This window comes from Sporosarcina sp. FSL K6-1508, from assembly GCF_038007465.1.
Classification (GTDB): Bacteria; Bacillota; Bacilli; order Bacillales_A; family Planococcaceae; genus Sporosarcina; species Sporosarcina psychrophila_B.
In genome coordinates this window covers 2400574-2414029 of the sequence record NZ_JBBOXF010000001.1, presented here as the reverse complement: position 1 = coordinate 2414029, position 13456 = coordinate 2400574, and the positions used below count along the sequence as shown (strand labels likewise).

Here is a 13456-nt window from a genome sequence, read left to right as displayed (position 1 = left end):
GCAAAACCGCCCAACTTGACTCCTTAACGCGGAAAAACGGCACGGGCTAGTTATAAATAATTCACCAATGCAGGCTCCAAGGCGAGTTCATCTCTGTCGTACAGGCTTTCACCAACCGCCTGCTCTCTAAAATCGACAGCAAAGATTACTATTCCTCATCAATGCCAAAGCTATTGCTATTAGTTTACCCGAATCATGTCAATTTAACAACAATCATTTTACGCCTTCAATAACGTCCTTCACAATTAACGAGGCTTCTGTTGAATCAATGACTTCCTGAATGGTGAAACCTTCGAACACTTCCTTTAATTCCAAACCATCGGCAGTCACGTCAATCAATGCACGCTCTGTAATGATTTTATGAACGACCGCTTTTCCAGTTAACGGGAGAGTACATTCTTTCTTAATTTTCGAGGAGCCGTCTTTTGCGACATGGTCCATAATAACGATAATTTTTCGCGCTCCATGAACAAGATCCATCGCACCGCCCATTCCTTTAATCATCTTGCCAGGGATCATCCAGTTAGCCAAATCCCCTTTTTCAGACACTTCCATGGCGCCAAGTATGGCAACGTCGACATGTCCTCCACGAATCATTGCAAACGATTCAGCACTGTTAAAGTATGCTGAACCTGGAATAGAGGTGACCGTTTCTTTTCCTGCATTAATGAGATCCGGATCGACTTCATCAGCAGTCGGATAAGGCCCAATGCCTAACAACCCATTTTCTGATTGCAGTACGACTGTCTTATCAGGCGATATATAGTTAGCGACAAGCGTCGGCATGCCAATCCCCAGATTGACATAGTTGCCGTCTTCGATTTCCTTTTCAGCCCGTCTTGCGATTCGTTCCCTTACATTCACTTCTCCCATATCACAATTCCCCTTTCCTTAGCGAGTCGTCAGACGCTCGATTCGTTTTTCCTGTTGTGCCTGCAGAAGTCCTTGCACATAAATGCTTGGCGTATGAACAGTTGCAGGGTCCAAATCGCCGGTTTCCACAAGTTCTTCTACCTCTGCAATCGTAAACTTCCCTGCAGCCGCCATCATCGGATTGAAGTTTTGTGCGGTCTTATTGTAAATCAGATTACCGAATTTATCGGCTTTTGATGCCCTGACAAGTGAAAAGTCTGCACGAAGCGCTTTTTCAAGTACATACTCTTTACCGTCGAATACACGGATTTCTTTCCCTTCCGCAACGAGCGTTCCAACACCAGCCGGGGTGAAAAACGCTGGAATACCGGCCCCTCCTGCCCGAATCTTTTCAGCAAGTGTTCCCTGCGGCGTCAACTCGACTTCGATTTCGCCTGAAAGTACCTGGCGTTCAAATTCTTTATTCTCTCCGACATATGAGCCTATCATTTTCTTAATTTGTTTATTTTTCAACAGAAGTCCAAGTCCCCACTCATCGACGCCACAGTTATTTGAAATAACTGTTAGGTCTTTCACTCCTTTTTCAACAAGTGCCAAAATGAGTTGTTCCGGAATTCCTACTAGTCCAAATCCCCCAACCATTAACGTTGCACCATCTTCAATCTGTGCAACCGCGTCGTTCGCTGATGAATAAATCGGTTTCATTTTACATCCCCCTTTGAATCTTTTAAAAATTACGTAATAATCCTTCTTCTCAATTAAATCAAACTCTACCGAATGTTGCAATGATAGTAGCACTCAGAAAAAAACGGAAAGCCTATAAGTGGCTTTCCGGTTGATAGTCGGCTTTTTTAATAGGTCGGTCGTATAGTAAACTAGTGATGATTGGAATGATCATAAATGCTGTCAATATGAACAGCATCACTTGCATACCGTATTGGTCGGCAAGTATTCCTCCGAAGAACGGCCCAAACATCCGTCCCATTGTCGCAAAGGAATTGACGATTCCCTGATAAAACCCTTCCCTTCCTTTAGGCGAAAGCTGGCTCGCAATGGTTGGTACGGCTGGCCAGACAAACATTTCCCCAAATGTCACAATAACCATTGCAACGATGAACATAGTGAATGTCCCTGCAAAACTGACTACAATATAAGAAATGCTGAAAATAATAATCCCAATAATTATTTGCATTTTTATTTTATTTTCCAATCTAGAGATGATTGGCTTAATGATTGGCTGTCCAATGACAATCAGTAAGCCATTTATCGTCCACAGTAAACTATATTGTTTTAATGAAATACCAAGTGATAATGAGTGTGTGGATATTGTCGTCATCCACTGAGAATAAACAAGCCACATGATCAGATAACCGCCTGAAATGATTAGCAGCGCATAAAACGGTGCTTTCTGTCGAATTTTCTTTTTTTCTTTAATAACACTTGTGTGTCGATCAGGCGCAATTTCAAGTTTCCGATAACCGAAGAAAGCTAGTAGGAAAAAGACCACGTAAAAGGCTAAATTCGCTGGAAAAATATAGTCAATACTGACAGAAGCGACAAATCCCGCTAAAGCTGGGCCAATTGCCACACCGACGTTTTGGGCAAGATAAATCGAATTGAAGGCTTTTCTTCCGCCCTCCGGCCACAGCGTAGCGACCATGGCATACATACTCGGAAAAATTAGACCCCCGCTGAAACCGAGAATCGTCAAAAACCAGATGTAAGGCTGCCATTCATGCCAAAACACAAGACCCACCAGCGCAATAATTGAAAGAGAAATTCCAGCTATAATGGACTTGAACCCCCCTATCCGGTCGAATAAATAACCCCCAAGCAAGTTGCCTACTACGCCTGCTCCAGCATTGGCCATCAAGACAAGACCCGCAACAGAAAGCGACTTCCCTAAATAATCATGCATATAAATCGTATTAAGAGGCCACAGGAACGAGTTGCCCATGACGTTGATAAACATTCCAATCACCAGAAGCCATACTTTTTTAGGCATGCCGTCTGCCTCCGTTCATTCATAAAGTTAGTAAAAGTGTATGACTTTTGCCGCATTCAGACAAGCCTCTCAGAATAAGTTCCATAATTCAGATGATACTACAGCGGAAAAACATGATACAATCAACTGTTAGAGGAGTGAATGAAGTGGATAAATTAAACTTACCATTCCCTACTGAAGGGAAACGCTACCATACATGGTCACGACACTTAAAAGATGAATTCGGGTTCAAAGTGATGAAAGTGGCGCTTGACGCTGGATTTGATTGCCCGAACCGGGACGGCACTGTCGCTTTCGGAGGCTGTACATTTTGCAGCGTTGCAGGATCCGGTGATTTTGCGGGCGACCGCGTCGATCCAATCGATGTCCAATTTGCAGAAATCAGTGAAAGAATGCATAAGAAATGGAAAGACGGCAAATATATGGCCTATTTCCAAGCATACACAAATACACATGCCCCACTTCCAAAGTTAAAAGAAAAGTTCGAAGCGGCATTAGCACAAGAAGGCGTCGTTGCATTGTCAATTGCAACCCGTCCGGACTGCTTACCTGACGATGTCGTCGAGTATTTGGCTGAGCTGAATGAACGGACTTATTTATGGGTTGAACTTGGCCTGCAAACTGTTCACGAAAAAACGGCAAATCTTGTAAATCGTGCCCATGATTTCAAATCGTACGTTGAAGGCGTCGAGAAACTACGCAAACACGGGATTCGCGTCTGTACACATATCATTAACGGCTTACCGCTCGAAGACTATGACATGATGATGGAAACGGCACGCGAAGTTGCAAAACTAGACGTCCAGGGCATCAAAATCCATCTTCTTCATTTACTAAAAGGAACGCCAATGGTAAAACAATATGAAAAAGGCCATCTAGAGTTCTTGGAAAAACAGGAATACATTGACCTCGTTGCAGATCAGCTCGAAATTCTACCACCAGAAATGATTGTCCATCGCATTACTGGTGACGGTCCGATTGAATTAATGATTGGCCCGATGTGGAGTGTTACGAAATGGGAAGTATTGAATGGCATCGATAAAGAACTCGAACGCCGTGACAGCTGGCAAGGGAAACATTACGCAGGGGCGGTTGAATTGATTTGAAGCTGCATCGTATTCTTCCTTTTGCAAGACAATTATTCAGTGAAACGGTTAATGCGGGTGAGACTGTTGTCGATGCAACAACAGGCAACGGCAATGATACACTCTTTTTAGCTGAACTTGTCAGTGAAACAGGACACGTCTTGGCATTCGATATTCAACAAGCTGCACTAGACTCGACAGCCGAACGACTAGGTGATTTAAGTGACCGCGTGTCACTGATATTGGACAGTCATGCAAACGTCGAGAAATACGTCAACGGACAAATTGGCTGTGCCGTTTTCAATCTTGGTTACTTGCCGCATAGTGAAGACTTGTCAATCGTGACAAAAGCCGACTCAACAATCAAAGCAATCGATACAATGCTTGGTTTGCTGAAAAAGGGCGGTATCATCGCGGTTTCCGTCTACGATGGACATGAAGGCGGCGGTGAGGAACGGGATGCACTTTTGGCTTATGTAAAAAATCTTCATCAAGCCGATGTCCATGTCATTCGCTACGAAATGATCAATCAACGGAATAATCCCCCGTTTTTGATTGCCATGGAAAAAATGAAAGATTTTACGTCAGTTAAACGTGTCGATTAAAGAGAGAAAGGTTGCCTCCGATTTGAATTGAAATCGGTGCAACCTTTTTTCTAGTCTGTTTTTTGTATATGGTCGGTCATCGATGGGATATGATCAGTTATCCACCTTATATGATCGGTGCCCAGTGGATATGATCGGTTATCCAACTTATATGATCGGTCGCCGGTGGGGTATGATCAGTCATGGAAAAGATATGATCGGTCGGTACTTCAGCGTCAATATTCCCGTAAATCGGTTATCGAGTCTATCGTTTTAAAATCTACATTTTCCATAAAACTAATTAATTTCTCCGCCGTTTGTTCGGCACTGCTCAATAACCCTTTTTCTTTATAATCCATGAATTTTTCAAGTAGAGGAAAGGCCTCTTCTTTACTTCCCCGAATGGTTTCCTGCATCCCGGTATCTATAATTCCAGGAGCGATTGAAACAATGTCGACTGGATATTTTGCATTTTCCTGTTCAAGTGCGACGACCCGTGAAAAATGATCTAGCCCTGCTTTCGTCGTACAGTACGTTCCCCAACCTTCATATGCGTTGCGGCCCGCTCCTGAAGAGATATTGATGATCCGTTTCACTCCATCGAACTCTTTTAATTTCATCATAAAGGCATTCGAAAGAATCATTGGTGCCGTCAAATTAAGCGCAATCGCAGTGCTCACCTCTTCTGCATTAATAGTTCCAATCAAACCTATAGGATTCACAGTACCCGCGTTATTAATAAGCGTGAAAGAAGCGGTATCTTGCGGGGTTGTAGCAATTATTTCATTCATAAGAGATTCCAAATTTCCTGTTTCGGAAAGATCCGCTTCAATGAATTTCACCCCGTCCAATTTGCTTGCCGTCCGTGCAATCCCGATGACGAAATGCCCCTCACCGCTTAGTTGCTTTGCGAGTTCAAAGCCGATTCCTTTTGACGAACCTGTAATAATATAGACGTTCATTTAACTTCCCCTCCTATATAAGCACCGAACCATTCCGCAAGATGCTCTTTCTTAACAATTGGTTGCTGCACTTTTTCTGCAAATACTTTTTCATTATTAAATGTAGCTATATCTTCCCTGAACCATCCGTTGACTCGCTCACGCGTTACTGTATACTTCTGGTCGGGAAACGCAAACTCTAATGTTTCTAAATTTTCAATTAGAGAGAATACTGCTGGTACATTATAAAGAATTGCCTTTTTCACTCTATCCTCCCCAATTTCTTTAATAGGTTCATTATAATTCACAATCAATTTAAATTCCTCAGGCTTTAATTCGTATGTCCAAGGAACATCGCTCAGCAGTGGTAAACTCCCGATTAAATTAGCATCATTTGAGGCATTGCCCATATATGGATTTTCATATTGGAGCACTTTTTCAAAGTTATGTGTTTCAGGATTAAGTTGCTTTATATTCTCCTCTTCCTCTAACTTTTCCTGTCCAGGTAAGTAAACCATTTGCATCCATGCGAACAGAAGAAGCCCTACCGCAAGTAATCCGAATATCGCTTTATGTTTCAAACGAACCATCCTCCCCTTGTTTTTCAATTACTATTTTCAGCTTGTTCATTAGAAGTGGGATGATGACAGTAATAATTGGAATGGCATACATAATAATGAATCTTGCAAATTCATATGGTCCGTTTATAGAAACTGGGTGGCGGAACCAGATGTTGCTCCCGAAAAATAGTGCTGTGACCATTCCCCATTTGATAATAATAAAAGCAGACCACATAATCCATAAAAATTTTCTTATTGCTACAATTTTGATAAGGTCCACCTTCACGCTCTTTTTCAGAAGAAATCCGTGGATAAAATAAACAGCGAAATAAATTATGCCAATAATTATTACGAAAAACAATAGTATCCATGAAGTTCTTCTTACCGTATCGAATATGCTTAACGGTATTGTCAGAATCCATGCAATAAGTGTGTAGATAAGCGTCCACTGCAACATTTCAATAATAACTTTGTTTATTCTTATAAACTTTACTCCGTCGATTAGTACATCTAACTTTGCCATCTTTCCAATACTAAATCGGGCAGCTTCTTCGAACGTGAGCCCACCTCTCTCTAAATCTTCAATTTCAGCTTCCAAATTCCCTATCACTTCTTCTTTTAATTCAAGTGTCTCATTCGTTTTAGGATATTTGGCAAAAAGTTTATCAACCTGCTTTCTAACATTAGTCAACATCTCCACTCCTCTCTTGTACTAATCGATCGATTAATTCTTTCGCTCTATTCCATGCCACTAAGTTCTGCTCGTATGCAGCAATCCCATCATTAGTGAGCGTGTAGTATTTCCTGCGCCCTCCCTGCGATTGATCTCCCCAATACGCGTTTATGAAACCCGCTTTTTCCAACCTCTTCAAACTGCTGTACAACGTCGGTTCTTTCAAAATATATTCTCCTGAACTGCCTTCGTAGATTGCTTTCATGATTTCATATCCGTAATTATCTCCATTTTTTAATACCCGCAAAATAATCGTATCTATATTTCCTCTGATTAAATCAGCACTAATCGCTTTTCCATCCATCATTTCACCTCTAACTACAATATAAAACACATTACTACGACTGTCAAAGTAATGTGTGCAACAATGTAATTTTTGTAAGTTACTGAGTAAAGCAACGAAAGACAACTCCATCGAATCAAGCTGACTTAACGCTCCTTTATCCAATTATTAATATTTTGAATTGACTGGGTGACAGTCACCCAGTCAATTCTGACACTATTCAAACGCAAAAAACCAATCTCCCGAAGGGAAATTGGTTTTCACTTTTAACATTAGATTGAAATAACACCGATGACTACAGCGATTGCCAATAGAACAATACTGAAACCCCACATCATCATAAATGAATAACGGATATGACGACCCATTTCGAGACCTGCCAGTCCAAGCGCAAGCCATAGAGCCGGCGATAAAGGACTGACAAACGTTCCAATGATATTTCCGATGATCATAGCATAAGCAGCGGAGAGTGAAGATACTCCAAAACCAGTTACAACCTGATCAACAATCGGAAGCAAGGCGAAATAATAAGCATCCGTACTTAAAAGTAAATCGAATGGAACACCAAACACACCTATAATGATATGTAAATATGGAATGATGAATGCTGGCAGAACAGTCACAAGATCTTTTGCAATCGAATTCAACATATCCGTCCCATTTAGAATACCTAAAAACGAACCTGCAGCTAAAATGATCGTTGCCATAAGAATTGCACCCGGTGCATGATCTTTTATACGCGACATCTGATCTTGGATGTTAGGGTAGTTAATGGGTAAAGCAATACTGACCCCAATCATAAATGCGAATCCAGCTGGAATTACGCCCCATACCAATACGCCAATTACACTGATTGCTAATATGACGTTTACCCAATAGAACTTTGGTCGGCTCAATAACTTTTCCGCTACCGTATCTTGGTCCTGATTAACATTTACCGGCAATTCAGGTGAATCATCTGCGGACATGGATTTTTCATCCGCTAATATGTTTTTCGCGATGCGACGTTTTTCACGAAGTCCAAGTAAAACTGCCAAAACAATTAATAATACTAGGCCAATTATTTGAATCTTAATGAGTGGTCTCCACAGTTCAGTGACATCCATATCAAGCACTGCCGCGGTTCTTCCTAACGGGCCAGCCCAAGGCACCATATTCATGACACTTGCACTTGTTCCGACTAACATGAGCAACAAATACGGGCTCATCTTTAATTTTTTATATAACGGGAGCAAAGCAGGTATTGTAATTAGGAACGTCGAGGCTCCCGAACCATCCAAGTGGGCGATTGCAGCGATGATAACTGTACCAACAGCCACTGCGATAACATTTCCACGAGTAAGTGATATCATCTTATCAATGAGAGGGTCGAATACCCCTACATCCTGCATGATTCCGAAAAACAGTATCGCAAAAATGAACATGACAGCAACACTGAAGACAGACTGCGTTCCACTTGTGAAAAACTCACCAATTTGTTCGAAGTTGAATCCTGCACTAAACGCCCCCACTATCGGAACCAGTACAAGCCCTACAATTGGAGAGACTTTGCCACTAATAAGTAGCACAACAACAATGAGTATTGTAAATAAACCAATAATACTAAGCATAATTTCCTCCTTCTAGTAAACGACTGTGTACTAATGAAAAGGAAGGTCACTTAGTGTAAGCGGATACAACAATTTTCATAACGATTGAAAATTTGTTTCGGCATACAAAGTGAATCCTCTCTTTTTCAAAGTTTTCTATACTCAGAAATTTATCATAAAGAGAGTAGAAAAATAAGTTTAGTTAAGTAAAAACACTATTAATCTTTCTGTGTATTTTGTTCATTTTGTCCACGGTATGTATTTTCGTTCAGGCCGCCCGATGTCTCCATAGTTTAATTGCGCTTCCGCTTCTTTAACTGACACTAGGTACTCCAAATAACGTCTCGCTGTTGAGCGGCTTACGCCTACTTTGTTTCCGGCATTCATTGCGGTAACCCCTGAGTTTTCGGTCGTCTGTAAAATAGCTTTTATTTTATCTAATGTAATCTGGTCAATTCCTTTTGGTAACTTGCCTTCGGTCGCGGTTTCAAGCTTCGGCAATGCTTGCATACCTATCAGCCTATCGATTTCATCCTGCTCAAGCTCCTCTCTTGATGAAAGAAGTGCGTGCTGACCACTGAACCTTTTCAACGTCTGCTCAAAACGAATAAAATCTGCTGGTTTCACAATATAATCGAAAATCCCGCCTCGCAGCGTTTCTGTAATCGTCGTTACTTCCTTCGCCGCAGTTACCATAATGACATCAATTTCATTAAACTCATTCCGTAATTGCCAAAATAAACTCAGCCCTTCAGTATCAGGTATATAGACATCCAACAAGATCAGCTGGGGTCCACCTGACCTATGGTTCCGTAAATAAGCTAGTGCTTCCTTCCCCGTTTTAACAACATCGAGCACTGTAAATCCATCTACTCGATTAACAAACTGACGATTGATTTCTGCAATTCTAAAATCATCCTCCACAATTAATACCCGTATCGTATCATTCAACTCTATCTCCTCCTTCTACTGAATCTTTTGGGATTGAAATAACAAAACAAGCTCCGCCAAGTTCGCTTTCCTCTAAATAGAGAGCACCATCCACTTCGGTAATTTTTTGTTTCGTTAAGGCTAGTCCAAAACCGCGATTCATGCCTGCTTTAGAAGTATATCCCTGTTCAAATACTTTGCGGGACAGCTCCATATGAATTCCTTCACCTGAATCCTCGATTTCAAAAATGATATCGTCACCTATATCGGTAAAAAAAATTGATATTTTCCGGTTCGTAGCGGGTTTATTTTTCACCGCGTCCATCGCGTTATCAATCAAGTTTCCAATAGCGGTCAATAATGCTTCACTCTTCTTTTCAGATAGGTTACCTTTCAATATACTATCCGGATGAATTGCCAACTCGACGCCTGATTCATTCGCTTGATTTAGTTTCCCCAATAAAATTCCACTTACTAAAGGGTCCGCCACTTTCCTTATCAAAATACGAATCCAGTTTTTCTGCAGGTTACTTTCTTTTTGGATAAAATCGATGACTTCTTTTTTCTTTCCAAGTTGCAATAGGCCTAGTATCATATGTAGCTTGTTTGAGAATTCATGAGTTTGGGCTCTTAATGCATTTGCGTATTGTTTAATCCGGGTTAGCTCCCTAGTTAACAACTCAATTTCAGTTTTATTCCGAAAAGTAGAGACAGTTCCCATAAACGTCTGTTCAAAGTAGATTGGAACAGTATTTATAAAAACAATATTCTTACCGATTACTATTTCCTTATCCACCAGCCCATCTACGTCATTCAACAATTCGGATAAATGAGGAGTTGGAGATATTTCTTTTATCATTTTACCCAAGTACCGATTGGAGGTAATTGGTTTATCAAAAAATAGATGTTGGGCAGATGAATTCATCATTGTAATCATTCCATCTGGATTCAATGCAATGATCCCTTCATGTGTGGACTGAAGAATAGTTTCTTTCTGGATCAGCAAATGAGTTATTTCCTCCGGTTCCAATCCAAATAATACTTTTTTAATATACGATGCAATAACAACTGCTCCGATGATTGCAACTCCAACAATGAGTAACCAGACAAACCATAGCTGGTTATTGTAGGTACGAATTATACTTTGTATATCATCGGCTAAAAAGCCGACTGAAACAACTCCGATAATCTTCCCTTCCAAGTAAATGGGCACTTTTGCTCTTAACGAACTGCCTAAAGAACCGACTGCTTTTGAAACATATGATTCTCCATATACTAATGCTCGCTCATTATCTTCACCCATCATTTTTTCACCAATATGAGCGGCTATTGGATGAGCGTATCTAATTTCTTCCGTATTTCCAATGACGATAAATTCAGCTCCAGTAGCCTCTTGAATCGGTGTAATGATCGGTTCTATTAGTAAGGCAGGATTTTCCTCCCCAAATGCGTTTGCAAGTTCAGGAATATGGGCTACACTTTCGGCAACACTAAGTGCCCTTTCCCCCATTTGGGTTTCTAAAGTATCAGACATGAAATAATCGATGAAAAGCCCGATGACCAAAACAATTGCAATGATTAATATCCCTATAAGAAGAATCATCTTCATTTTCAAATTAACTGTTACATTGGGTTTGATATGGGGGGTTTTTATGTCGCTTTTTTGAAAATAAATCATAGTCTGAAGCTCCTTACAATACGATTAATAGGTGAATACGAAATATAGCAGACAGGACTCTGAATAGCAATGCGTTGTTATGTATTACACCACTTCTTCTGAATTAGTTAAACTGTTAAATGCGCTAGAGCCTGAACGTAAAAAAAAGCTTGCCCAATGAAATAGGCAAGCTTCTATCAACTTTATTCAACTATTGTTATTTTGACGTTTTTCCGCCCCCACTTATAAGCCTCGCTTTTCGAGGGGATAAATACATCAATCTTATTTCCTTTAATCGAACCGCCCGTATCACCTGCAATTGCGTATCCGTAGCCTTCTACATGTACTTTCGTGCCAAGTTTGATGACATTTGGATCTACGGCAATCACTTTCAGATCAGAGTTTTCCCTCAAGTTGATACCTGTTTTCGTGATACCTGAACAACCATTACAATACGCTGTATATGCAGTTGCCGAGACAGTAAACTCTTTAACGGGTTTCACAGAAGATGACCGTGATATAGTCTTTACGGCGGGCTTATTAGCTGTTGCAGCTGTTTTCTTAGATTTCTTAGCGCTTGAAACAACACTAAGTTTTTGCTTTGGGAAAATAGTATCCGATTTTAAATTATTCCATGACTTCAAGTTTGCTACTGTTGTGTTGTACATTCGAGAAATTTTGTATAATGTATCTCCTTTTTTCACCGTATACATTGATGATGAAGCGGCACTTTCATTTGCTCCGCTGACCAATAAGGCAATCGTCAGGATTAGTGTCAAAAGCATATTTTTCATTTACTCGTCTCCTCGTGTTTTATTCCACGGAGACAGCTTGTCCAAGTTGTATGACAAGAACATTACAGCGAGTTGTCTTTTTCATTACAAAAATTCCACAAGAAAACAAATGTAGTTGCTTCTGAATTGATTCAAAAAAAGCGCTAACTTTTCAGTTGAAAAGTTAGCGCTTTATCATTTAATTCAATATTTTTATCTTTACATTTTTCCTGCCCCATTTGTAAGCTGCCTCTTTTGTCGGGAAAAATACGTCAATCTTTTTTCCTTTGATTGCGCTTCCCGTATCACCGGCAATCGCATATCCGTAGCCTTCCACATGTACCTTTGTCCCTAATTTAATGACACTTGGGTCGACTGCAATAATCTTCACATCAGGGTTACTCTTCAAATTAACGCCTGTTTTTGTAATACCTGAACATCCATTACAGTTTGCTGTAAATGCACTAGCTGACACGGTGAATTCTTTGACTACGTTGTCGGAGTCAGAACGTGATGGTGTTTTCGCTACTGATTTAGCTGCTTTTTTCGGTGCTGCTGTTTTTTTAACAGCTTTTGCTCCAGAAGCGACTTTCAGTTTCATATTTGGGTGGATTGTATTTGACTTCAAGTTGTTCCATGATTTTAAGTTAGAAATAGAGACGTTATGCATCTTAGAGATTTTGAATAACGAATCACCTTTCTTAACTATGTAATTTGGTGATGCTGCCCAGCTTTCATTTGCCCCGCTGACCAATAATGCAATCGTAAGAATGAGTGTCATTAAAATTTTTCTCAATTACTCTACTCCCTGCTATTTAGTCTATACTTATAATAGCAATCGACTATTACAGGAACATTACAGTAAGCTACCTTTACCATTACAAACAGGTTATAGATTATTACATGCAAAGAGGTGTGTATATGAAGCCGATAACTATTCGCAGAGCAACAAGAAATGATGCCGTGGCCATAACCGACATACTTGTAACAAGTCAATGGTTTACATATGAAAAGCTTTATTCCGAGGCTTATCTCACTAAACTGATCGAGCAATATTACAATGTGAAACGTATTGAGCAAGAAATCGTCACTATTAATGAACAATGGCACGGTTATTTCATTGCCGAGAAAGATGGTATAATCGTCGGGGCTATTGGCGGTGGAATGACTAGTGAAACTACAGGAGAAGTATATGTTTTCTATTTGGATCCTTTAATGCGTGGAATGGGTATCGGCACACGACTTCTCGACTTCTTTACTAAAATACAGAAATATACCTATGGCGCACAAGAACAATGGGTTTCCGTGGCCAAAGGAAACATGTTCGGCATCCCCTTCTACGAAGCTCGGGGGTTCATCTTCCAGCATGAAGAACTTGCATACGGAACTTCTATAGAAGATCAGGACATATCACTGAAGTATAAACGAGACTTATAATAAAGT

General features: G+C 40.4%; 15 protein-coding genes and 1 other annotated feature (1 of these 16 cut by a window edge). Of the genes, 3 read left to right on the top strand and 12 right to left on the bottom strand.

Features of this window, described 5'->3' with window-relative positions; genetic code table 11:
• Positions 1 to 171 (bottom strand) — a binding site (T-box leader); it reaches 48 nt to the left of the window's first position.
• A gap of 42 nt (positions 172 to 213) precedes the next feature.
• The 3 genes from MKZ11_RS12080 to MKZ11_RS12070 form a co-directional block, all read right to left on the bottom strand.
• Complete coding sequence (locus tag MKZ11_RS12080) at positions 214 to 873, bottom strand: 3-oxoacid CoA-transferase subunit B (protein WP_340794675.1); 660 nt, start codon at positions 871 to 873, stop codon at positions 214 to 216.
• Positions 874 to 891: 18 nt separating this feature from the next.
• Positions 892 to 1578 (bottom strand): CoA transferase subunit A, encoded by a 687-nt coding sequence (locus tag MKZ11_RS12075; protein WP_340794674.1) that lies wholly within the window; start codon positions 1576 to 1578, stop codon positions 892 to 894.
• Between the two features lie 112 nt (positions 1579 to 1690).
• A complete protein-coding gene (locus MKZ11_RS12070; protein WP_340794673.1) occupies positions 1691 to 2878 on the bottom strand; it encodes an MDR family MFS transporter in 1188 nt (395 codons plus the stop codon).
• Between the two features lie 146 nt (positions 2879 to 3024).
• Between MKZ11_RS12070 and MKZ11_RS12065 the strand changes: the two genes are divergently transcribed.
• Together MKZ11_RS12065 and MKZ11_RS12060 are read left to right on the top strand one after the other, a co-directional pair.
• Positions 3025 to 3984 carry a TIGR01212 family radical SAM protein gene (locus MKZ11_RS12065; RefSeq protein WP_340794672.1) on the top strand — a complete coding sequence of 320 codons (960 nt, stop codon included), beginning with the start codon at positions 3025 to 3027 and terminating at the stop codon, positions 3982 to 3984.
• Positions 3981 to 4568 carry a class I SAM-dependent methyltransferase gene (locus MKZ11_RS12060; protein ID WP_340794671.1) on the top strand — a complete coding sequence of 196 codons (588 nt, stop codon included), beginning with the start codon at positions 3981 to 3983 and terminating at the stop codon, positions 4566 to 4568. Before MKZ11_RS12065 ends, MKZ11_RS12060 begins: the two co-directional genes overlap by 4 nt.
• Positions 4569 to 4783: 215 nt before the next feature.
• Here MKZ11_RS12060 and MKZ11_RS12055 read toward each other — a convergent pair whose 3' ends face one another.
• The 9 genes from MKZ11_RS12055 to MKZ11_RS12015 form a co-directional block, all read right to left on the bottom strand.
• Positions 4784 to 5509 carry an SDR family NAD(P)-dependent oxidoreductase gene (locus tag MKZ11_RS12055; protein WP_340794670.1) on the bottom strand — a complete coding sequence of 242 codons (726 nt, stop codon included), beginning with the start codon at positions 5507 to 5509 and terminating at the stop codon, positions 4784 to 4786.
• Positions 5506 to 6069 carry a DUF4825 domain-containing protein gene (locus tag MKZ11_RS12050; RefSeq protein ID WP_340794669.1) on the bottom strand — a complete coding sequence of 188 codons (564 nt, stop codon included), beginning with the start codon at positions 6067 to 6069 and terminating at the stop codon, positions 5506 to 5508. Before MKZ11_RS12050 ends, MKZ11_RS12055 begins: the two co-directional genes overlap by 4 nt.
• Positions 6059 to 6739: a hypothetical protein gene (locus tag MKZ11_RS12045; protein WP_340794668.1), complete on the bottom strand. Its 681-nt coding sequence runs from the start codon at positions 6737 to 6739 to the stop codon at positions 6059 to 6061. Before MKZ11_RS12045 ends, MKZ11_RS12050 begins: the two co-directional genes overlap by 11 nt.
• Positions 6732 to 7229 (bottom strand): PadR family transcriptional regulator, encoded by a 498-nt coding sequence (locus tag MKZ11_RS12040; RefSeq protein WP_445326993.1) that lies wholly within the window; start codon positions 7227 to 7229, stop codon positions 6732 to 6734. Before MKZ11_RS12040 ends, MKZ11_RS12045 begins: the two co-directional genes overlap by 8 nt.
• A 107-nt stretch (positions 7230 to 7336) precedes the next feature.
• A complete protein-coding gene (locus MKZ11_RS12035) occupies positions 7337 to 8674 on the bottom strand; it encodes a CitMHS family transporter (RefSeq protein WP_340794667.1) in 1338 nt (445 codons plus the stop codon).
• Positions 8675 to 8893: 219 nt separating this feature from the next.
• Positions 8894 to 9604 (bottom strand): response regulator, encoded by a 711-nt coding sequence (locus tag MKZ11_RS12030; protein WP_340794666.1) that lies wholly within the window; start codon positions 9602 to 9604, stop codon positions 8894 to 8896.
• Positions 9597 to 11261: a sensor histidine kinase gene (locus MKZ11_RS12025; protein ID WP_340794665.1), complete on the bottom strand. Its 1665-nt coding sequence runs from the start codon at positions 11259 to 11261 to the stop codon at positions 9597 to 9599. The genes MKZ11_RS12030 and MKZ11_RS12025 overlap by 8 nt, the downstream gene beginning before the upstream one ends.
• 182 nt (positions 11262 to 11443) lie before the next feature.
• The gene (locus MKZ11_RS12020) at positions 11444 to 12034 is read right to left on the bottom strand and encodes a 3D domain-containing protein (RefSeq protein ID WP_340794664.1); all 591 of its coding nucleotides are present in this window, start codon (positions 12032 to 12034) and stop codon (positions 11444 to 11446) included.
• Positions 12035 to 12212: 178 nt separating this feature from the next.
• Positions 12213 to 12809 (bottom strand): 3D domain-containing protein, encoded by a 597-nt coding sequence (locus tag MKZ11_RS12015; protein WP_340794663.1) that lies wholly within the window; start codon positions 12807 to 12809, stop codon positions 12213 to 12215.
• Positions 12810 to 12934: 125 nt separating this feature from the next.
• Here MKZ11_RS12015 and MKZ11_RS12010 point away from each other — a divergent pair, with 125 nt between their 5' ends.
• Positions 12935 to 13450: a GNAT family N-acetyltransferase gene (locus tag MKZ11_RS12010; RefSeq protein WP_340794662.1), complete on the top strand. Its 516-nt coding sequence runs from the start codon at positions 12935 to 12937 to the stop codon at positions 13448 to 13450.
• Positions 13451 to 13456: the final 6 nt, after the last annotated feature.